The sequence below is a fragment of the Blautia sp. HCN-1074 genome (assembly GCF_037890165.1).
Taxonomy (GTDB): Bacteria; Bacillota; Clostridia; order Lachnospirales; family Lachnospiraceae; genus Blautia_A.
The window spans coordinates 1-21797 of record NZ_JBBKBP010000011.1; the positions used below are offsets into that span (position 1 = coordinate 1).

Consider the following 21797-nt stretch of genomic DNA (forward strand, 5'->3'; position numbering starts at 1 on the left):
TTTTTTTGCCCATTTTCGGGAAAAGGTGATTAAAAAACGATTGACATTTTGTTACTGGAGGAGCGCAAACATTCCTTCTGAATAACTGTGTAGCGAAGTGGATGATCTTATCCACTTGGCTTCAGTTAAAAAGATGGAATATAGTATATTGTCGCACATTGACACTTTACCATGATAAGGTTAAAATAGAGATAAATTATGCACTGCAAGAGAAATTGGACAGTTGCAATATTATTCTGAATTTCGGTGGTTTGCCACCGGGATTATTTGAACAGGAGCGAATGTGTTATGATAGCAGAAAAAATGAAACCTTATGTAAAAAATAATTCAGCCATCCGTATGATGTTTGAGGAGGGAAACCGTCTCAGGGCCATTTACGGTGCGGACAAAGTTTATGATTTCAGCCTTGGGAATCCCAGTGTTCCGGCACCGGAGTGTGTGAAGGAGGCTATTATTGATCTGGTGAACGAAGTGGAGCCGACAGTGCTTCATGGTTATATGAGTAATGCGGGATTTGAGGATGTGCGCCAGACGATCGCAGAATCTTTGAACCGCCGCTTTGGAACTAAATTTGCGGCAAAGAATCTGATTATGACGGTTGGGGCAGCCAGCGGTCTGAATGTGATTTTCAAGACAATCCTGAATCCTGAGGAAGAAGTGATTGTTTTTGCACCATACTTTCTGGAATATGGTGCATATGTGCGCAATTTTGATGGCAAGCTTGTGGAAATCTCTCCGGATACCACCACATTTCAGCCGAATCTTGAGGAGTTTGAGCAGAAGATTACAGCAAAGACAAGGGCAGTGATCGTAAATACACCTCACAACCCCACTGGTGTTGTATATTCCGAAGAAACTATTAAGAAGCTGGCAGCAATTCTTGAGAAAAAACAGAAGGAATTTGGCAGTGTAATTTACCTGATCTCTGACGAGCCATACAGAGAGCTGGCTTATGACGGTGTAGAAGTTCCGTATCTGACAAAATACTACGACAATACTATTGTTGGTTATTCTTACAGTAAATCTCTGTCCCTTCCGGGAGAGCGTATCGGTTATCTGGTAATTCCGGATGAAGCAGATGGCAGTGAAGAACTTATCACTGCTGCGGCTATTGCCAACCGTACTATCGGATGTGTCAACGCCCCATCCCTGATGCAGAAGGTGATTGCTAAATGTGTAGATGCAGAAGTGGATGTAGCTGCATATGACAAGAACCGTCTGGCATTATATAACGGACTGAAGGAATGCGGATTCGAGTGCATTAAACCGCAAGGCGCATTCTACCTTTTCGTGAAATCTCCGATAGCAGATGAAAAAGCGTTCTGCGAAGCTGGAAAGAAATATAATATCCTTATGGTTCCGGGAAGTTCCTTTGCCTGCCCGGGTTATGTGAGACTGGCTTATTGCGTATCTTATGATACGATCATTAATTCTCTGCCAGAGTTTAAGAAACTGGCAGAAGAGTTTGGACTGTGAAAACGGCGGGGATTGATATTGGGACAACAACGATGAAGATCAGATGCCTTTAACAGAAAAAATCTGGTACTGTGTGAAATTATTGAGGATATGTTCAAGGCAGAACTTGTTCTGGCAGAATGTGAGGAGGAAGCTGCGACAGGAGCGGCAATGAGCAGTCTGCCAAGGTCGGCTTAATGATTAATCGGATGAGGGTCATGTTCTTTTGCTGTCCGATTTATTGTATGTTATTTTCCGGCATGTTCTGATATGTTTTGAATCATGCTGGAAAATTTTATGAAAATTGCAAAAAAATTCAGGAAAAAAAAGACAGCATTTTAAACGCTATGGAAAAAATGCAATTTTTGAAAAAACAATTATTGTAATAATCTCCCGAACGTGACATAATAAGAATGGAAAAGTAAAAAGCAGGTTAAATTCTGATTAGAAACAGGTAAAATAACCTGCTTACATTATGCGCCGATTTCCTGGGATGAGGATGGAAATCAGGCAGACGACAAAGGAGAAAATAATGGGAATTTTTTCAATGATATTGTCATTGCTGAGTGGAGTGGCATTATTTCTGTTTGGTATGTCATTGATGGGCGATGGCCTGAAAATGGTTGCCGGAAATAAGCTGGAAGCTTTCCTGTATCGAATGACAAACACACCGCTGAAAGGAGTTGCTCTGGGTACTGGTGTTACCAGCGTGATCCAGTCTTCTTCTGCCACAACCGTTATGGTCATTGGTTTCGTTAATTCAGGTATGATGAAGCTGAAGCAGGCCATTGGTATTATCATGGGAGCTAACATTGGAACCAGTATTACCGGGTGGATTCTCTGTCTTTCTTATATTGATGGAAAGAATGGAATTGCTAAGATTTTATCCACTGCAACAATTTCAGCAGTAGTAGCGATTATTGGTATTATCCTTCGTATGGCATGTAAGCGCTCCGTGCATAAAAATATCGGTAATATCATGCTTGGTTTTGCAATCCTGATGACAGGTATGCAGACAATGAGTGGCGCTGTTTCACCGCTGAAAGACAGTCCGACCTTTACAAACATGCTGACCATGTTTTCCAATCCATTGATCGGTATTCTGGTAGGTATCGCATTTACAGCAGTGCTTCAGAGTGCATCTGCAACAGTCGGTGTGCTGCAGGCATTATCTGTAACAGGCATCCTGACATTCTCCAGTGCATTCCCGATCGTTCTCGGTATCGGTGTAGGTGCTGCCTGTCCGGTTCTGATCTCAGCCATCGGCGCGAATAAAAATGGTAAACGTACAGCACTTGTTTACCTGATCAATGACCTGTTTGGCCTGATACTCTGGTCTGTGATCTTCTATACGGTAAATGCTATCGTACATTTCGGATTTATGGATATGATCATGTCACCGGTTTCCATTGCTTTACTGAATACTGTATTCCGTGTGGCAACAGTATGTGTTCTCTTCCCATTTATACCGAAGATTGAACAGCTGGTGTGCTGGCTTGTGAAAGACAGTGCAGAGGAATTGGAAGACGAGGCGGACTTCGACCTTCTGGAAGAACGTCTCCTGAACTACCCGGCACTTGCTATTGGACAGTGCCATCGTGCCATGAGCGGTATGGCGAAGAAGCTTCGTAAGAATGTTAACCGTGCCATGAACCTTCTGAACGAATATCAGCAGGATAAATTTGACAAGGTACAGAGAAAAGAGAACCTGATTGATAAATATGAGAGCCGTCTTGGTGACTATCTGATGAAGCTGACAAAGCATGAGATGAACAGCGCCCAGACAAAGCAGGCTTCCCTTTATCTTCATACCATCAATGACTTTGAGAGAATCGGTGACCATGCATCCTACATTGCCTATATGTCCAGCGAAATGCATGATAATCACACCAATTTCTCACAGGAAGCCTGGGATGAGCTGAATGTAGTAATGGAAGCAGTTCGTGAGGAGATCAACCTTACCTGCCGTGCGTTTCTCAATGATGACAAGGAAATGGCTCAGAGAGTTGCACCGCTTGGAATGATTATCACATCCTTATGCAATGAGCTGAAGATGCATCATGTAGAGCGTCTGAGTAATGGCAATTGCGGACTGGAAGAGGGAACTGTATATACAGACATTCTCAACAGCTTCAATCGTATTGCAGCACATTGTGCAAGTGCAATGGTAGCTCTCCTTAAGAGTGGAGACGAGAATCCGGATATGCATATCCATGATTCCAAGATTTACCCATCTGACAGCGTGGAATATTATACATACTTCAAGGAATATCGCCAGAAGTATGAAATCGTAAAGAACGAGGAACACATGCGAAGCATGGAACCGGAAGAAGTAGAATAATACTTTTATACTACAAAACAGTAAATGTATATGATATAATGACAGCAGATGATCTGGAAACAGATGTCTGCTGTTTTTTGTAAATCAAATATATTTATGCAGAGGTTCTTTCTGTATCCTGAATCAGCTATTGCAGGTTGGAAATTGTGCAAACACAACACTCTGCAAACATAACACCCTGCAAACATAACACCTAAAGGAGGAAACAATTATGTTATTCGACAGCAGAACAGTTTATCTCGGTGCATCCAGAGATAAATATGAGCAGTATTGTAAAGCCTTAGATTCAGAGAAAATCAAATACAAAACAAAGAGAGTCAACCACGAAGAAAAAATGACAGCCCCGGGCAGGGGAATCGTCCGCAGCATGGGTGGGAACTTTGGAACAGATAAAACATTGTATGAAATCATGGTCGGAGAGAAAGATTATGACAATGCAATGGGGATTCTGACAGCACTGAAGTAGACTTTACAAAGTATAAATGCCAATTCTACCAGCAGTAGGGTGACTTTCCCCATGGTCTATGACATAATTAAAGTAACAAAAGTACAAGAAAGACGTACAAGGGAGAGCATACTATGGTAGACACACAGAAAGTTGGAGCATTCATTGCACAGTGCCGCAAAGAACATAACTGGACACAAAAAGAGCTGGGCGAGAAAATGGGAGTCACAGATAAGGCAGTTTCTAAGTGGGAAAATGGAAGATCATTCCCTGACATCACCCTTCTTGAAGCTCTATGCGAAACATTTGACATCACTGTCAGCGAACTCCTGTCTGGAAAGAAAATAGAACCAGAAGATTACAAAAGAGAAACCGAACGACTGTTGATCCAGTACATTGGAGAGAAACGTCTGAGAGGTTTCCAGATAGGAATTTATCTTCTGGGTCTGGTAACGATTATATTGGGAGGCATTGGTTTCGGTATTTGGGGCATTCATATTTCATGGAAGATAGGTCCTGTACCCATAAAATGGATTTTGCTTGCAGCAGCCCTGATCACTTTTGGTGTCATGGCATACTTCGACCGCAATCTGCCTGGGAAAAATTACCGTAGTTCCATTATGTGGCTTGAGTGTATTGTTGAAGCATTTACTTTAGCCTGCATTTTTGGAAATTCCATAATCAGTTTCTGGGATATTGATAATATGACGGAGAGTATAGTTTTTATTCTGATTATAGCTGTAATTATGCTCTGCTTATTTGCCGCCCGAATAATCGCAGCTCGCACAAACCGGGAAGAATATGAGATGCAAAAAAATGCAGATAAACATGAAACAGAATAGTGAAGAGAAGAATTTCTTACATAAAGCAGACAGGTAGCATATAACAGCAGTGGGAGGAGACTTACCTGTATCAGGAGGAGTGCAAGCCTCCTTCTGATAAACTGTGGAGCAGTTAATTGGTGTAGAGAAGCAGATTGCTATGGTTAAACAGATTGAATAAATTTCTCTACATAATGCAGAGCCGCTCCGATTGCCGGTGTATATTGTCCGTTGGTACCGACCAGGATCTGAGTTTTATCCAGTATGAATGCTGCGGCTGTATGGAGATGTTCTGTCAGATATTCAATATCTTCTTCTGTAAAATAAGGTGCCAGATATCCGCTGAGGATGATCGGTGCATCAATAATAAGGTTAAGATTTTTCATGGCAAATGCCAGATGGTTTAAATAATCTTTCCAGATCTGTATGATCTGGGGAGATTTTTTTTCGCGCAGAAGAGGGAAAAATTCTTTGGAAGGCATGCCTGCAGCCTGTTCCAGTGCATTGGCAGAGCAGTAGGTTTCCAGGCAGCCGCGGCTGCCGCAATAGCAAAGCGGACCATCGGGATTAATGCACATATGTTCAAGAGTTCCGCTGTGCATGGAGATTCCCTGATGAATCTGATGATTGGTAATGATGCCGCCGCCCAGATTTCGGTTCAGCAGGATGATAACAGCACTGTCAAGCTCCGGATGATTCCATAATTCAAGGAACGCAGCTGATTTCGAATCATGTTCCAGATAACAGGGATAAGGAAGATATCTGGAAAAATCATCCAGTTTCATGCCAGCGTTATCCATGATATCTCCATATAGTACAGTGGTATGATCCGGGGATGTGATACCCTGTGTGGCAATGGAAATGCCAAGAACTTTGTCATTGTCGTACTGGCGCGATGAGATGAATTCCTTTACTGCGTCAGTAACCTGCTTATAGTAATCCGGTGTATTGGAATATGGAAGTGGAATGGTGTCTGTATAGAAAGCATTTCCATACAGGTCTACAGCAGTAATATGAAACATCCCTTTTAAAATACCGATACCAATGGAAATTTTAAAATCTGATACAATCTGAAGGGCGTTTGCCTTTCTTCCACCTGTGGATTCAAAGAAACCATTTTTTTCTATAAGACCTTCCTGCTCCAGGAGATTCAGGTTCTGGCTGACAGTGGATAAACCCATCTGCAGTTCCTGAACGATCTGCAGCTTGGAGGTCATTTTTTTTCTGTAAATGTACTGGTAAACCTTTGACTTATTTATTTTCTTGAGACTAATGTTGGTCAATCCCTTTTCACTCATAATATTCTCCTGATTATGTTATAAGATAATGTTAAGTTTCAGATTTATTGTAGCATACAACGAAAAAAAAACAATAAAAATATCCGGTGTGAACAGTAACGAATCAACTTGTTAATACCTATAGTAAAAATAAACAAAAAAGTCATTTGAAAATTAGAATTTCTGTCAATGGATTTTTTAAATAAAGAGATATATACTCAACTTACAGTTAAAGTATAAACGTAAGTAAAAAACATAACAACAAACAATAAGTATCGAATAAGACGAACAAGGAGTATATAACATGAAATTATCAATCAATGGAATCAAGGAACAGGAAGCATGGAAAAAGGCAGGGATCGCTCTTCCGGGTTATGATGTAGAGGCTGCCTCTGAGAAAGCAAAGGAGAATCCGGTATGGGTTCATTTTGGTATCGGAAATATTTTCCGCGTATTTATCGGTGGAATTGCAGATGGTCTTCTGGAAGAGGGAGTTCTGGATCGTGGGATTACCTGTGTGGAAACCTTTGATTATGATGTAGCAGACAAGATTTATGATCCATATGACAATCTGGGATTAAGCGTGATCCTGCATGGGGATGGAACCCGTGAGTATAAAGTAGTCGGAGCTTTTGCAGAAGCAGTGAAGGCACAGTCTTCTAATGCAGCACAGTGGAAACGCCTGAAAGAAATCTTCACAAGCAAATCCCTGCAGATGGTTTCCTTTACGATCACAGAGAAAGGCTATGCATTACAGAAAGCTGACGGAACATGGTTCCCGTTTGTAGAAGCAGATATCAAGAATGGTCCGGATAAAGCGGCTGGTGCCATGGCAGTTCTGGTTGCAATGCTTTATGAAAGATATAAAGCCGGTGAATATCCCATCGCACTGGTTTCCATGGATAACTGCTCACAGAACGGTGCAAAGCTTCGCGAGTCAGTATTGACAATGACAGAAGAGTGGAAGAAAGCCGGATTTGTTGATGAGGGATTTGTAAACTATGTAAGCGATGAAAAAGTTGTTGCTTTTCCATGGACAATGATTGATAAGATCACACCTCGTCCAAGCGAGCAGATCGCAGCAGATCTTGAAAAGCTGGGTGTTGAGAACATGCAGCCGGTGATCACAGGTAAGAAGACATACATTGCACCATTTGTCAATGCTGAGAAACCGCAGTATCTGGTAATAGAGGACAGCTTCCCTAACGGACGTCCGGCTCTGGAAAAAGGTTTTGGCGTATATATGGCAGACAGAAATACAGTTAACCTTTCTGAACGTATGAAAGTAACAGTATGTCTGAATCCGGTTCATTCTGCTACAGGTCCGCTGGGAGTAGTTCTTGGATATGATCTGTTTGCGCATATGCTTAATACAAATGAAGATATGATGAAAATGGCACGTATGATTGCTTATGATGAAGGTCTTCCGGTAGTTGCTGACCCTGGAATCCTTTCTCCCCAGGCATTTGTTGATGAGCTTTTTAACGATCGTTTTCCAAATGAATATCTGGGAGACACAAACCTTCGTCTGGCAGTAGATGTATCTCAGATGGTTGGTATCCGTTTCGGCGAAACAATCAAAGCATATGTACAGAAATTCGGAGATGCTTCCAGACTGACAGCTATTCCTCTGGGAATTGCAGGATGGCTCAGATATATGCTTGGTGTAGATGATGAAGGAAATAAATTTGAACTTGCACCGGACCCAATGAATGAGGAACTGCAGGAACAGTTTAAGGATATTGTAGTAGGCAAACCTGAAACATTCAAAGATCAGTTAAAACCAATTCTTTCCAATGAGCGTCTGTTCTTCACTGACCTTTACAAAGATGGTGTAGGAGAGAAGGTTGAGGATATGTTCCGTGAGATGATCGCAGGACCTGGGGCTGTAAGAGCAACAATACATAAATATGTCGGATGATTTTCATCAGATGAATATTATAACGGACTATCAGGAGGAAAATGAAAGTGATAGATTCTGCTTGCTATTACAGGCGGAGGAATTATCCGTTGGGTATTGCAGGACTGCGGTATGGGTGATATAATCGGACAGGCACTTGAGAAGAGAGGTCTTCTTCTGGTGCTGGTAGTCTTTCTGATCACAGCATTGGTACGTGCATCTGTGCAATTGTGATCAGCCTGTTTTGCGTAAGGAGGATAAGAAATGGATTTTAAAGAACAGCTGAATGGAATTCAGCATATTGGAATTCCAACTAATGATATTGTTCATGTTCTTCCCTTCTGGGAAAACGGGGTAAAGTTCTTTACAATTGAGGGACCGAATAAAGAGAAGGTTGAGTTCGGCCAGTATTTATAAAGTCAGGCGGTTAAATTCAGCGAGAAAAAGCATCTGTTAAAGCAGGTGCTTTTTGTTTTCAATATTTTATTGAGAAAAGCCTGAGAAAAGTTTAAAATTCTGTCGTTGTGCAACGCATCAGTTATATAGCAATCCTCTTAAATTCATTATTTGTTACTGTTCACACGCTACTATTCCGCGAGGTGTTTTGGCATGAATATGCCAAAATCCCGAGATATACGGCGCGGATTTATGCGATTAGCATAAATCCTGTGCATCGCGAAGCGTGTTACTGAGAACGGAGTGAACAGTAACCATTATTTACGAGGATTGCTATAGATAACGAATCATACTTGACAGAAGTTTAAGTAAGAGATATAATCGACTAAAACAGAAACGTTTCGGTTTCGAGAGCGTTTCCTGCACTGTAGTAATCAGAACAAAAAATATACATCATTAATTATGAGGAGGAAATCGTTATGCCACTTGTAACATCAAAAGAAATGCTGACAAAGGCTCAGAAAGGCGGTTATGCAGTAGGTGCATTTAATGCGGAGAATATGGAGATGGTGAAAGCGATCATCCAGGCTGCGGAGGAACTGAAAGCGCCGGTTATGATCCAGACAACACCATCTACAGTGAAATATGGAACAGTAGAAACTTATGCAGCGATCGTTGCAGCAGAGGCTGAGAAAGCATCTGTTCCGGTATGTATGCATCTGGATCACGGCAGTAGCTTTGAACTTGCTATGCAGGCAATGCATGCAGGTTATACTTCTGTTATGATCGATGGCTCCAAGCTGGATTTTGAGGCTAATATTGCAGAGACAAAACGTGTGGCAGATGTTGCAAAAGCACTGGATATTCCATGCGAAGCTGAGCTTGGCAAGGTTGGTGGCAAAGAGGATGATCTGGAGGCTGAGGCAGACACAAATACAGATCCTCAGGAGGCAAAGGAGTTCGTTGAACGTACAGGAGTTACTTCCCTTGCTGTTGCCATCGGAACTGCACATGGCTTCTATGTAGGAACTCCCGTTCTTGATAAGGAACGTCTCAGTGAGATCCGCCAGGTTGTAGATATTCCGCTTGTACTTCACGGTGCATCTGGTTTAAGTGATGAGGATGTCAGGGACTGTGTAAAACGTGGTATCTGTAAAGTGAATTTTGCTACAGAGCTTCGTGCAGCATATTCCAAGGCAGTCAAAGAGCTTCTTGCAGAAAAACCAGACACCATTGATCCGAAAGCATATGGAAAAACTGCTATCGCAGCAGTGAAGGAACTGGTAATGGCAAGAATGAAAGTCTGCGGATGTGACGGCAAGGCAGAGAAATAAAATGGCGGCAACAATGAAAGATATAGCCAGACTGACAGGACTTGGACTGGCTACAATCTCTTCCTATTTTAATGGGGGAAACGTCAGGGAAAAAAACAGAGTAAAAATTGAAAAGGCTATTGAGGAACTTCATTATGAGGTCAATGAAGTTGCCAGAGGGCTTAAGACAAATGCGACAAAGACCATAGGCGTTGTAATCCCGGAGCTGAATAATATATTCTGTGCCGAGATTATAACAGGGATGGAAGATATTCTCAGAAGTCACGGTTATGCAACCATCGTCTGTGATTGTCGTACAGATAAGAAGCTGGAGCAGGAGGCAGTGGAGTTCCTGATCCGCCGCAGGGTGGATGGAATCATTAATATGCCGGTGGATGAAACAGGGGCACATCTGAAGAGATTCCAGAAAACAGGAAAGCCGATCGTGCTGATAGACCGTAAGATTCAGGGAATTCCCTGTGACAGTGTTCTGGTGGATAACAAAAAAGCGGCAGAGGATGCGATGCAGCTTTTTATAGAAAAAGGGCATAGAAAAATTGGAATTATAGGTGGCCCTGAGGGGATTTTTACAGCAGAGGAACGTTTGGAAGGATATTATACAGCTCTTAAAAAAGCTGGAATTTCCATAAAAAATTCCCTGGTATATCGTGGTGACTATACGATCCAGGGAGGTGTCAGAGGCCTGGAACAGCTTGTCCGGGAGAATCCGGATATGACAGCGGTTTTTGTGACCAACTATGAAATGACAATGGGTGCAATGATCGGAGTCAATGAACTGGGAATACAGATTCCGGAGCAGCTTTCTATGATAGGGTTTGATAATCTTCAGTTTGCAAGGGCGTGCCGTCCCAAGCTGACGATCGTATCACAGCCCACCGACAGGATTGCCAAAGAGATTGCAAGGATTATTCTGGAGCATCTTGAAAAGAAAGAAGAAAGATCTGAGGAACCTTTTATGGAGAAACTTCAGACAGAGATTATGGAAGGAAAATCTGTAAGTATTCTGAACAGATAAAATAGAATCATGGGAGCAGCAAAATGATGAAATCATATTTATTGGGGATTGATATCGGAACAAGTGCCTGCAAGGTTGCGGTATTTGACAGGAATGGAAAAGTTCTTGCAGCAGCCAGTGGTGATTATCCGGTATATTATCCACATGAGGGATGGGCAGAGCAGAACCCTGAGGAATGGTGGGATGCAGTCTGCCGGGCAACAAAGGAAACCATACAGAAGGCAGATATCACTGCAGATGAGATTGCAGGAATCGGGATCGATGGTCAGAGCTGGTCTGCAATCCCAATTGACAGAGAGGGAAACGTGCTGGCCAATACACCAATCTGGATGGATACGAGAGCACAGTCTATTTGTGACAGACTGAATCAGGAGATTGGACAGGAGGAGATTTTTGAGGTGGCGGGAAATTCTCTTCAGCCTTCTTATTCTACTGCAAAGATCCTCTGGTATAAAGAAAATCTTCCGGAGGTATACGCAAAAATCTACAAAATCCTTCAGTCCAACAGCTACATTGCATTTAAACTGACAGGTGCGGTTACCCAGGATGTGTCACAGGGATATGGATTGCATTGTTTCAATATGAAGAAGGGATGCTGGGATGAAAAAATGTGTGAACGTCTTGGAATCCCCATGGAATTTCTTCCGGAAATCTGTGATTGTGACCATGTGGTTGGAACAGTTACCGGGAAGGCAGCTGCAGAGTGTGGACTTGTAGAAGGAATTCCCGTAGTTGCCGGTGGACTTGATGCGGCTTGCGGAACTCTTGGTGCAGGTGTGATCCATTCCGGTGAAACACAGGAACAGGGTGGACAGGCCGGAGGAATGAGTATTTGTACAGAGGAATATAAGGCTGATCCGAGGCTGATCCTGAGCTATCATGTTGTCCCGGGCAAATGGCTTCTTCAGGGAGGAACCACCGGAGGCGGCGGTGTAATGCGCTGGTTTGAACGTGAATTTGCAGATTATGAACGGATGATGAAAGAACAGACAGGTGTCTCATCTCTGAATCAGCTCAATAAGATTGCAGAAAAAGTTGGGCCAGGCTGCGATGGAATGGTATTTCTTCCATATATGTCCGGGGAGCGTTCTCCTATCTGGAATCCATATGCAAAGGGTGTTTTCTATGGACTGGATTTTGCAAAAACAAAAGGACATATGGTCCGTGCCTGTATGGAAGGGGTGGCGCTTTCCCTGCGGCACAATCTTGAAGTGGCCAGGGAAGCAGGGGCAGAGGCAGATGTATTGAGAGCTATGGGAGGTTCTGCCAATTCCCTGCTCTGGACACAGATCAAATCCGATATTACAGGAAAACCGATCATAGTACCGGCATCTGATACGGCAACCACCCTTGGTGCGGCACTTCTGGCAGGGGTGGGAGTAGGTTTTTACAAAGATTATGAGGAAGCAGTTTCACTTACGGTCAAAGAGACCCGCCGCCATGAACCGGATCCGAAGAACAAAGCAGTTTATGACAAAACTTTTGAGACTTATATGGAACTTTATAAGTCTCTGGCACACATAATGACTGCAAAATAAAAAGCAGAATTCATGAAAGGAGAAATATATTATGAAAGCAGCAGTGGTAGTTGCAAATGAAGATGTACAGTATCAGGAAATCGAAGAACCTAAGGTGACCAAAGGAACTGTTAAGATACGTGTCAGATATTCTGGTATCTGTGGCTCAGACATTCCGCGTGTCCTGAATCATGGGGTCCATTTTTATCCAATCGTACTTGGACATGAGTTTTCCGGAGATGTAGTGGAAGTGGGGGAAGGTGTGACTAAGGTAAAAGTGGGAGACCGTGTTTCCGGTGCACCGCTTCTTCCATGTATGAAATGTGATGACTGTCAGCAGGGAAATTTCTCTCTCTGTAAGCACTACAGCTTCATAGGCTCCAGACAGCAGGGAAGTAACGCAGACTATGTGGTTGTTCCGGAGCAGAACGCTGTTCCTTTTGAAAGCAGTGTTCCATATGAGCAGGGAGCTATGTTTGAGCCTGCAACTGTTGCAATCCACGGTGTATTCCAGAATGATTACCACGGTGGCGAGTATGTCGCAATTCTTGGCGGTGGTACAGTTGGAATGTTTACCATGCAGTGGACCAAGATCTTTGGTTCCAAGAAAGTGGTAGTTTTTGATATTAGTGAGGAACGCCTTGAGCTGGCGAAACGCCTTGGTGCAGATGAAGTCATCAATACCAGAGACGAAGGATATATGGAAAAGGCTATGGCGATCACAGGCGGTAAGGGTTATGGTTTTGTCTTTGAGACCGCAGGACAGGTTCCAACCATGCATATGGCATTTGAGCTGGCTGCAAACAAAGCACATGTCTGCTTTATCGGAACCCCTCATGAGAATCTGACATTTACACCGGCACAGTGGGAAAATATGAATCGTAAAGAATTTAAACTGACCGGTTCCTGGATGTCTTACAGCGCACCTTATCCGGGACGCGAATGGGATCTGACTGCACATTATTTTGCAACAGGTCAGCTGAAATTTGATCCTGGATTTATCTACAAAAAAATTCCAATGAGTCAGGCACAGGAAGCATTCCAGTTATTTAAAACACCTGGACTTGTAAAAGGAAAAATTCTTTTGTCAAATGAGGAAGAGGTTGTTGATCCGAAAGTTGTGCCAAAGGTAACGCTTCCGTCAGGAGAAAAAGTACCTTGTATGGGTATGGGAACCTTTGGTTCTGACCGTGTAAGTGCAGAAGAAGTATCTGAGGCTGTGGCGGGTGCGATCCGCAGCGGATATCGTATGTTTGACTGTGCAGCATGCTATGGAAATGAGCATCAGATTGGTGAAGTTTTCAAGGCAGCTTTTGATGAAGGGGTAGTAGAAAGAAAAGATCTTTTCATTATGACAAAGGTATGGAATGACATGCATAGAAAGGTAGAAGAAGCCTGCACCAGAAGCATTCAGGATCTTCAGTGTGACTATGTGGATCTGTATTTTATCCACTGGCCATTCCCGAACTACCATGCACCATTCTGTGATGTAGATTCCAGAAATCCGGAATCCAGACCTTTCAGTGTGGAGGAATTTATGGATACCTATCGTCAGTGTGAGAAACTGGTAGAAAAAGGTAAGATCCGCTATATCGGTATTTCCAATATGACTATTCCGAAACTGGAAGCAGTTCTTCCGTTAATGAAGATCAAACCGGCGGCATGTGAACTGGAGCTGCATCCATGTTTCCAGCAGCAGGAACAGTATGATTATCTGATTGCTCATAACATCCAGCCGGTAGGATATATGCCCCTTGGTTCTCCAAGAAGACCGGAAAGAGATATCTGCCCGGAGGATGTGGCTGATATGCAGACCCCAGAAATGCAGGAGATTGCCAAAGCGCATGGAGTACATCCGGCATTGATTGCCCTGAAATGGGCCCATCAGAGAGGGGAAATCTCCATTCCATTTTCTGTACATAACTATGTAAGTAACCTGAAATGTGTAACAGAAGATCCCCTGACTGATGAAGAAATGGCCAAGATCGCTACCCTGGAAAAAGGAAACCGACTTGTCAAAGGTCAGGTGTTCCTGTGGGAAGGCGCAAAGGACTGGCATGACCTGTGGGATGAAGATGGGGTTATTGTAAAATAAAGCGAGAAAAAGCATCTGTTAAAGCAGGTGCTTTTTGTTTTCAATATTTTATTGAGAAAAGCCTGAGAAAAGTTTAAAATAGGAGATAATAAAAAATAAACGAAAGGAGTTTTTATCATGAATAAACGAACAGAGAGAATGAGCCGGAGTGCAGCTGAGAGAATTAACCGCAAAGATACAATGATCAGACAGAATAATGCAGAACTTGAGGAGCTGAGGAGTCAGTATGAGAATCTGGATATCTGTGAGGAGGATAAGCAGGTGATTGATGATTATATTGCCTGCAAAGATGCCAGAGCTGACAGGATGGCAGAGAAGCTCTATGAAAAGGGAAGAAAAGATGTAAAGAGATGTATCCGTATTCGAAAACTGATCCGCAGATGCATAATTCTGTCTGCCATTGTTACAGTGGTACTGGTCCAGTATAATAAGAATGAGAAGCTGAGAGAAAGTATGGAAGAGCTGCTGAAAATGTTCCGGGATGGAGTGTCTGGTGAAGAGTTATAACTGATATAAATAACGCAGATAAAAATGTACTCTCGGAATCTTTTTACAGAAGCAAACACAAGGAAGACTCTGAGAGTGCATAAAATAAAAAAGGAGCAGGACAGCATGGGAGAACAAAGATATTCAATTTTATACAGTAGTAAAACAGGGAACACAAAGAAGCTTGCAGAGAAGATCAGGGAGGTACTGCCTGAGGAAAACTGCGATTATTTTGGGACAGAAGGAGCGAAGGCTCTCACATCCGATATATTATACATTGGATTTTGGACAGACATAGGGAATGCAGATCCTGCAACACTTGAACTGTTAAAGAGTCTGAAAAACAAGAAAATCTTTCTGTTTGGAACAGCAGGTTTCGGAGGCAGTGAAGCCTATTTTCAGCAGGTTCTCGGGAAAGTTAAGGAATCTGTGGATGAGAGTAATACAGTGATGGGAGAATTTATGTGTCAGGGGAAAATGCCCCAGTCAGTCAGGGACAGATACGTAAAGATGAAGGAGAAGCCGGATCATGCACCAAACCTGGATGAACTGATCGAGAATTTTGACAGGGCGTTATCTCACCCTGACAATGAGGATCTGGACAGGCTTGGCAGAATAATCAGGAAAGACTTTTCTAAATAATTGGCAGAGGGGAGAGAAAGAACATGAAACAGGATACTCTGGAAGGCAGGGCGAAAACGAAAAATGGTGTAAAACGATTATGTTTTTCCGCGGTATGTATTTTGTTGGAAGCAGCTTTTATCATTGTTATGATTACAAAGCTGAATCAATATGCGGAGATTATCAATCTGATGACAAGGCTTCTTGCAGGTGTACTGGTTCTTAAGTTGTATGCGTCAGACCAGACTTCATCTATGAAGATGCCATGGGTTATTTTGATCCTTGTATTCCCTATTATGGGAGTGGGATTATATTTACTGATTGGTCTTAACGGCGGTACCCTCAAAATGAGAGAGCGCTATGCCCAGATTGACAGGGAACTTCTGCCGTTGCTTCCCAATGACAGTGAGTGCAGGGAAACGCTTGGCAGAAAGATTCCGAAGGCAGGCAATATCGCTGATTATATACAGAGAAATGCCTCCTATCCGGTTTATCAGAATACGGACGTTATTTATTATGATGAGGCAGTTAAAGGACTGGAGGCTCAGCTGGAAGATCTGGCAAAGGCAGAGAAATTTATTTTTATGGAATACCATGCCATCGAGGATGCACAGGCCTGGCATAAAATCCAGAGTGTTCTGGAGGACCGCGTAAAGGCGGGAGTGGATGTCAGGGTATTTTATGATGATATGGGTTCCATTGGATTTATCAACACAGATTTTATCAAGAAGATGGAAAAGGTTGGAATCCACTGCAGAGTATTCAACCCCTTTACTCCGGGCCTGAATGTGTTTCTGAATAACAGGGATCACCGCAAGATTACAGTGATTGATGGAAAAGTAGGATTTACCGGAGGGTACAACCTTGCTAATGAGTATTTTAATTTCACACATCCTTATGGACAGTGGAAGGATACAGGCATCCGTCTGGAAGGCGAGGCTGTCCATTCTTTGACAGTGACATTCCTGGAGATGTGGAATGCTGTCAGCGACAAAGATAAAAATGACAGTGATTTTAACAAATTTCTGCTCAGTACAGATTATCAGGCAAAGCAGACGGGCTTTATCCAGCCCTATGCAGACAGCCCTATGGATAATGAGCAGGTAGGCGAAGAAGTGTATATCAGTATGGCGAACAAAGCGGAAAAATACTGCTGGTTTATGACTCCATATCTGATCATCACAGATGAAATGACACATGCCCTGTGCCTGGCTGCTAAGCGAGGGGTAGATGTGAGGATCATTACACCTGGTATTCCGGATAAAAAAATGATCTACAATATTACCCGTTCCTTCTACCATGGACTGGTGAAACATGGGGTGCGTATCTACGAGTGGACGCCTGGCTTCTGTCATGCAAAGATGAGTGTGGCAGATGACTGTATGGCAACCTGCGGAACCATAAACCTGGATTACAGAAGTCTGTATCATCATTTTGAGAATGGATGCTTTATGGCGGACTGTCAGGCAGTTCTGGATATCCGAAATGATCTTGCAGCAACAATGGATGAATGCCGTGAAGTGACAGAACAGTACAGTACCGGACGAAGTGCATATCTGCGACTGGGACAGCTGTTTATGAGATTATTTGCGGGATTATTATAACGTTACTGTTTACTCCGTTCACAGCAACATTATAACACTTGGAAAAAAGTAGGATATCGTGTACAATAGGAAAGAGCAAAACTATTATAAATATGGGAGGAATTTTAATTATGGATCTTTCAACCTTAGTAAAAATGTCAAATGCTTATGGAAGCAACCCTGCTTATGTTCTTGCAGGCGGTGGCAATACTTCAGTAAAAGATGACACCACATTGTATGTAAAAGGCTCCGGTACACAGCTTGCTACAATCAAGGCAGAGGAATTTGTGGAAATGAGCAGAGCACGTTTGAATGAAATCATGAAAACAGATTATCCTGAAGATGATGTCAAACGTGAATCACTGTATCTTGCAGATGTTATGGCAGCAGTAACAGATGCTGATAAAACCAAACGTCCAAGTGTGGAAGCGCTGCTTCATAATTTATTTGCCTATACTTATGTACTGCATGTTCATCCTACACTTGTCAATGGACTGACCTGCGGAAAAGGGGCAAAGGAACTCAGCGAAGAGCTTCTTGGAAAAGATGTACTCTGGATCGATATCTGCAAACCAGGTTATACACTTGCGCGTATCTGTTATGAGAAAATGAATGCTTATAAAGAAGAATCCGGAAAAGATGTTCAGGTTCTTCTGCTCCAGAATCACGGAATTTTCGTTGCAGCAAATACTGTAGAGGAAATTGGAGTGTTATTTGACGATGTGATCAGTAAATTAGAGAAACAGGTAAAGAGAACTGCTGATGTCAGTGATGCTGTTACACCTGAAAAAGAGCAGGCAGCAGAGAAGCTTTCCCGGTTACTGGGACATGCGGTAGAAGTTGTACCTGTAGCGGAAGCTGATAACTTTGTAAAAGATAAAGCAGCGGCTGCACCCCTTCTGAAACCGTTTACACCGGATCACATTGTATATTGCGGACCATATCCGTTATTTGTAGAAAATATTGATCAGGCAAAAGCAGCGCTGGATGAATTTATGGCAGAGAATGACAAAGAGCCAAGACTGATCCTGGTACAGGGAGTCGGTGCCTTTATTATGGAAGATGATAAGGGAAAAGCTGCAAAAGCACAGCTTCTTGTAAAAGATGCGATCAAGCTTGCAGTATATTCAGAAAGCTTTGGCGGACCGCTTCACATGACAGATGATATTACATACTTTATCACACATTGGGAAGCAGAAGCATACCGCAGTAAGAAATAATATAATAAGGGGCTGTCTTTTTTTGACAGCCCCATTTTGTTGATTTAAACACTATATTTTTAAAGGAAAAGGTTTATTTTCAGCAAATTTTATTTCTCTTCTTTTTTCTCTTTGGCTTTCCTGGATTCAGGAATATTTCCCTCACCATAGTAAGCTTTCAGATAGATTTCTTTCAGCTCAGACATTAATGGATATCTCGGGTTGGCACCTGTACACTGGTCGTTGAATGCCTGTTCGGTCATTTCGTCCAGAGTTTCAAGGAAGTACTTCTCGTCTACGCCGTATTCTTTGATCGTATGTTTGATCTCAATAGTATCCATCAGTTCCTGCAGTTTCTGGAGAAGCTTCTCAAATACTTCGCTGTCGTTCTTGCCTGTCAGACCTACAGAACGGCCAATCTCAGCGTAACGTGCAAGTGTGTGCGGATACTGATACTGTGGGAAGGTACCCATCTTAGCCGGAACTTCGGCTGCATTATAGCGCAGAACATGAAGCAGAACCAGAGCATTTGCGATACCATGTGGAATGTGATGGAAAGCTCCCAGCTTATGAGCAAGAGAGTGGTTTACGCCAAGGAAAGCATTTGCGAAAGCCATACCAGCCATGCAGGAAGCATTTGCCATATGCTGTCTTGCTTCTACATCAGAACCATCTTTGTATGCACGTGGCAGATAGTTAAATACCAGTTTAATCGCATTTAATGCAAGACCATCTGTATAATCAGACGCCATCATGGAAGCATAGGCTTCAAGTGCATGAGTCATAACGTCGATACCGGAAGCACAGGTCAGTCCTTTAGGTGCGCTCATCATATTATCGGTATCAACAATAGCCATATCAGGCATTAATTCATAATCAGCCAGAGGCCATTTGATACCTGTAGTTTTATCAGTAATGATAGCAAACGGTGTTACCTCGGAACCTGTACCGGAAGATGTCGGAACAGCTACAAAGTAAGCTTTCTTACCCATATGCGGGAATGTGAAGATTCTCTTACGGATATCCATAAAGTCCATAGCCATATCATCAAAGTTGGCGTCCGGATTTTCATAGAGAACCCACATGATCTTGCCGGCATCCATTGCGGAACCACCGCCCATTGCGATAATGCAGTCAGGCTCGAACATTCTCATTGCTGCAGCACCGGCTCTTGCAGAAGCGAGAGATGGATCTGGTTCTACATCATAGAAGCAGGTATGTACGATTCCCATCTGATCTAATTTATCTTCGATCTTCTTAGTATATCCATTCTTATAAAGGAAAGAGTCTGTTACGATAAAGCAGCGTTTCTTGTGCATAACAGTGCCAAGCTCATCCAGAGCAACCGGCAGGCAGCCTTTTTTGAAATAAACTTTTTCCGGTGTTCTAATCCAGAGCATATTTTCTCTCCTTTCAGCAACGGTCTTGATGTTGATAAGATGTTTCACACCTACATTCTCAGATACGGAGTTGCCACCCCAGGAACCGCAGCCCAGAGTCAGGGACGGAACAAGTTTGAAGTTGTAAAGGTCGCCGATGCCGCCCTGAGAAGATGGAGTATTGATGAGGATACGGCAGGTCTTCATAGCTGCTGCATGTTTTTCCATCTTTTCCTTCTCTCTTGTGTCAATGTAGAGAGCGGAGGTATGTCCATAACCGCCGTCAGCTACAAGCTGTTCAGCTTTGGCAATCGCTTCGTCAAAGGTCTTGGCTTTGTACATGGCAAGTACAGGGGAAAGCTTCTCATGTGCGAATTCTTCGCTGATGTCTACAGATTCAACTTCACCGATCAGAATCTTTGTCTCAGGAGGAACTGCAACACCGGCCATCTCAGCGATAGTGGCAGCTTTCTGACCTACGATCTTTGCATTCAATGCGCCATTGATAAGGATAGTTTTTCTTACTTTCTCTAATTCATCCGGTTTCAGGAAGTAACATCCTCTGTAAAGGAATTCTTCTTTTACTTTCTTATAAATGCTTTCAAGAACAGTTACAGACTGTTCGGAAGCACAGATCATACCATTGTCAAATGTTTTGGAATGGATGATGGAGTTAACTGCCAGACGGATATCTGCACTGTCATCAATGATAACAGGAGTATTTCCGGGACCTACACCTAAAGCAGGTTTTCCGGAAGAATAGGCAGCTTTAACCATTCCGGGACCACCTGTAGCAAGGATGATGTCTGCTTCACGCATAACCTGATTTGTCAGATCAAGACTTGGAACATCAATCCATCCGATGATTCCCTCCGGTGCACCGGCTTCTACAGCTGCTTCCAGAACAACCTTTGCTGCATCAATGGTACATTTCTTTGCGCGGGGATGCGGACTGATGATGATCGCATTACGTGTTTTCAGCGCGATCAGAGTTTTGAAGATTGCAGTAGACGTCGGGTTAGTTGTAGGAATAACTGCAGCGATCAGACCGATCGGTTCAGCTATTTTCTTAATACCGTAAGCAGTGTCTTCTTCAATCACACCGCAGGTTCTGGTATTCTTATATGCGTTGTATACATACTCGGCTGCGTAATGGTTCTTGATAACCTTATCTTCTACAATACCCATTCCTGTTTCTTCAACAGCATCTTTAGCAAGCGGGATACGTGCTTTGTCAGCAGCAGTAGCGGCAGCTTTAAAAATCTTATCTACCTGCTCCTGGGTAAATGCTGCGAAAATCTTCTGTGCCTCTTTCATGGCTGCAATCTTTGCGGTAAGGGCTTCAGGGGTGTCGATGATGGTTGGAATAGTGTTCTCTTTTTTTGCCATTTGGGAATCCTCCTGTTTGTGTTTTCGTTAAAAGTATTTACCGTGACCTGTTATGGTTTTATTATACAAATAAACTGATTATTCGGTCAACAGTAATATTAATATAAGCGTAACGAAATATTATGGTGAAAATTGTGAATAATCACGTAAATAATGTGAATAAAATATCAAATGTCAGAATATATGAGAAAAATTTAACAATATATTTTCTGTTGGCAACTGAGAGAAAGTTAAAAAAATAACGTTAATAAATTAACAACCTCGATGATGCTATTATATGACTTTGTTAATCATTTGTCAATCACAAAACATGCAAAAAGTTAACGAATACTAACTCGAAATTTCGTGAAAATATAACAATATAATTTGTAGAAGGATTTATGTTTTTAACCGAATCAAGTAAGTCCCCTGCGGAGGTTGCGAAGAGCAATAAGCAGTGGTTGGGGACTTACTTGTATCAGGAGGGGTACAAGCCCCTCCTGATAAACTGCGAAGCAGTTATTCGGTTATGAGCAAGTAGCGAAAGCGGATTGCGAATATCCGA

At 42.7% G+C, this 21797-nt stretch carries 16 protein-coding genes and 2 pseudogenes; 16 read left to right on the forward strand and 2 right to left on the reverse strand.

Going from position 1 to position 21797, the window contains the following annotated elements; all coding sequences use genetic code 11:
* Window positions 1–288 precede the first annotated feature (288 nt).
* The 4 genes from WKT11_RS10640 to WKT11_RS10655 all read left to right on the forward strand — a co-directional run bounded on the left by WKT11_RS10640 (window position 289) and on the right by WKT11_RS10655 (window position 5083).
* Window positions 289–1476: a pyridoxal phosphate-dependent aminotransferase gene (locus WKT11_RS10640; RefSeq protein ID WP_117674224.1), complete on the forward strand. Its 1188-nt coding sequence runs from the start codon at window positions 289–291 to the stop codon at window positions 1474–1476.
* 511 nt (window positions 1477–1987) lie between these two features.
* Window positions 1988–3796, forward strand: a complete 1809-nt coding sequence (locus tag WKT11_RS10645) for a Na/Pi cotransporter family protein (RefSeq protein ID WP_117674225.1) — start codon at window positions 1988–1990, stop codon at window positions 3794–3796.
* A gap of 211 nt (window positions 3797–4007) precedes the next feature.
* Window positions 4008–4262 (forward strand): hypothetical protein, encoded by a 255-nt coding sequence (locus WKT11_RS10650; RefSeq protein ID WP_117674226.1) that lies wholly within the window; start codon window positions 4008–4010, stop codon window positions 4260–4262.
* A 113-nt stretch (window positions 4263–4375) separates the two neighbouring features.
* Entirely contained in the window at window positions 4376–5083 is a 708-nt protein-coding gene (locus WKT11_RS10655; RefSeq protein ID WP_117674227.1) for a helix-turn-helix domain-containing protein, read from the forward strand.
* Between the two features lie 143 nt (window positions 5084–5226).
* On the opposite strand, the gene WKT11_RS10660 is transcribed toward WKT11_RS10655, so the two are convergent.
* On the reverse strand, window positions 5227–6360 hold the full coding sequence (locus WKT11_RS10660) for an ROK family transcriptional regulator (RefSeq protein WP_118516747.1): 1134 nt from the start codon (window positions 6358–6360) through the stop codon (window positions 5227–5229).
* 283 nt (window positions 6361–6643) lie between these two features.
* Here WKT11_RS10660 and WKT11_RS10665 point away from each other — a divergent pair, with 283 nt between their 5' ends.
* The 12 genes and pseudogenes from WKT11_RS10665 to WKT11_RS10720 all read left to right on the forward strand — a co-directional run bounded on the left by WKT11_RS10665 (window position 6644) and on the right by WKT11_RS10720 (window position 18506).
* Window positions 6644–8260 carry a mannitol dehydrogenase family protein gene (locus WKT11_RS10665; protein ID WP_118247398.1) on the forward strand — a complete coding sequence of 539 codons (1617 nt, stop codon included), beginning with the start codon at window positions 6644–6646 and terminating at the stop codon, window positions 8258–8260.
* Window positions 8261–8326: 66 nt separating this feature from the next.
* Window positions 8327–8473, forward strand: a complete 147-nt coding sequence (locus WKT11_RS10670) for a GntT/GntP/DsdX family permease (protein ID WP_278277936.1) — start codon at window positions 8327–8329, stop codon at window positions 8471–8473.
* Window positions 8474–8557: 84 nt separating this feature from the next.
* Window positions 8558–8656, forward strand: a pseudogene (locus tag WKT11_RS20005) (VOC family protein); the annotation flags it as partial.
* Window positions 8657–9114: 458 nt separating this feature from the next.
* Window positions 9115–9969, forward strand: coding sequence for a class II fructose-bisphosphate aldolase (locus WKT11_RS10680; RefSeq protein ID WP_118136786.1), 855 nt, complete (start codon window positions 9115–9117; stop codon window positions 9967–9969).
* A gap of 1 nt (window position 9970) precedes the next feature.
* Complete coding sequence (locus WKT11_RS10685) at window positions 9971–10984, forward strand: LacI family DNA-binding transcriptional regulator (protein ID WP_118516746.1); 1014 nt, start codon at window positions 9971–9973, stop codon at window positions 10982–10984.
* A gap of 26 nt (window positions 10985–11010) precedes the next feature.
* The gene (gene xylB, locus WKT11_RS10690; RefSeq protein WP_118247405.1) at window positions 11011–12522 is read left to right on the forward strand and encodes a xylulokinase; all 1512 of its coding nucleotides are present in this window, start codon (window positions 11011–11013) and stop codon (window positions 12520–12522) included.
* Between the two features lie 31 nt (window positions 12523–12553).
* Window positions 12554–13600 (forward strand): annotated as a pseudogene (locus WKT11_RS10695) (galactitol-1-phosphate 5-dehydrogenase); the annotation flags it as partial.
* Window positions 13586–14596, forward strand: a complete 1011-nt coding sequence (locus WKT11_RS10700; RefSeq protein ID WP_178761915.1) for an aldo/keto reductase — start codon at window positions 13586–13588, stop codon at window positions 14594–14596. The pseudogene WKT11_RS10695 and the gene WKT11_RS10700, both read left to right, overlap by 15 nt.
* Before the next feature lie 117 nt (window positions 14597–14713).
* Complete coding sequence (locus WKT11_RS10705) at window positions 14714–15103, forward strand: hypothetical protein (RefSeq protein ID WP_118136780.1); 390 nt, start codon at window positions 14714–14716, stop codon at window positions 15101–15103.
* 105 nt (window positions 15104–15208) lie between these two features.
* Window positions 15209–15724, forward strand: a complete 516-nt coding sequence (gene bilS / locus WKT11_RS10710) for a flavodoxin family protein BilS (protein ID WP_118629539.1) — start codon at window positions 15209–15211, stop codon at window positions 15722–15724.
* Between the two features lie 23 nt (window positions 15725–15747).
* The gene (gene cls, locus WKT11_RS10715; protein ID WP_118247394.1) at window positions 15748–17307 is read left to right on the forward strand and encodes a cardiolipin synthase; all 1560 of its coding nucleotides are present in this window, start codon (window positions 15748–15750) and stop codon (window positions 17305–17307) included.
* A gap of 110 nt (window positions 17308–17417) precedes the next feature.
* Window positions 17418–18506, forward strand: a complete 1089-nt coding sequence (locus WKT11_RS10720) for a class II aldolase/adducin family protein (protein ID WP_117845068.1) — start codon at window positions 17418–17420, stop codon at window positions 18504–18506.
* An 89-nt stretch (window positions 18507–18595) separates the two neighbouring features.
* Here WKT11_RS10720 and adhE read toward each other — a convergent pair whose 3' ends face one another.
* On the reverse strand, window positions 18596–21253 hold the full coding sequence (adhE, locus tag WKT11_RS10725) for a bifunctional acetaldehyde-CoA/alcohol dehydrogenase (protein ID WP_340284255.1): 2658 nt from the start codon (window positions 21251–21253) through the stop codon (window positions 18596–18598).
* Window positions 21254–21797: the final 544 nt, after the last annotated feature.

Coding starts and splice junctions, on each gene's coding strand:
- WKT11_RS10640 (WP_117674224.1), top strand. CDS start 289: ATGATAGCAGAAAAAATGAAACCTTATGTAAAAAATAATTCAGCCATC.
- WKT11_RS10645 (WP_117674225.1), top strand. CDS start 1,988: ATGGGAATTTTTTCAATGATATTGTCATTGCTGAGTGGAGTGGCATTA.
- WKT11_RS10650 (WP_117674226.1), top strand. CDS start 4,008: ATGTTATTCGACAGCAGAACAGTTTATCTCGGTGCATCCAGAGATAAA.
- WKT11_RS10655 (WP_117674227.1), top strand. CDS start 4,376: ATGGTAGACACACAGAAAGTTGGAGCATTCATTGCACAGTGCCGCAAA.
- WKT11_RS10660 (WP_118516747.1), bottom strand. CDS start 6,360: ATGAGTGAAAAGGGATTGACCAACATTAGTCTCAAGAAAATAAATAAG.
- WKT11_RS10665 (WP_118247398.1), top strand. CDS start 6,644: ATGAAATTATCAATCAATGGAATCAAGGAACAGGAAGCATGGAAAAAG.
- WKT11_RS10680 (WP_118136786.1), top strand. CDS start 9,115: ATGCCACTTGTAACATCAAAAGAAATGCTGACAAAGGCTCAGAAAGGC.
- WKT11_RS10685 (WP_118516746.1), top strand. CDS start 9,971: ATGGCGGCAACAATGAAAGATATAGCCAGACTGACAGGACTTGGACTG.
- xylB (WP_118247405.1), top strand. CDS start 11,011: ATGAAATCATATTTATTGGGGATTGATATCGGAACAAGTGCCTGCAAG.
- WKT11_RS10705 (WP_118136780.1), top strand. CDS start 14,714: ATGAATAAACGAACAGAGAGAATGAGCCGGAGTGCAGCTGAGAGAATT.
- bilS (WP_118629539.1), top strand. CDS start 15,209: ATGGGAGAACAAAGATATTCAATTTTATACAGTAGTAAAACAGGGAAC.
- cls (WP_118247394.1), top strand. CDS start 15,748: ATGAAACAGGATACTCTGGAAGGCAGGGCGAAAACGAAAAATGGTGTA.
- WKT11_RS10720 (WP_117845068.1), top strand. CDS start 17,418: ATGGATCTTTCAACCTTAGTAAAAATGTCAAATGCTTATGGAAGCAAC.
- adhE (WP_340284255.1), bottom strand. CDS start 21,253: ATGGCAAAAAAAGAGAACACTATTCCAACCATCATCGACACCCCTGAA.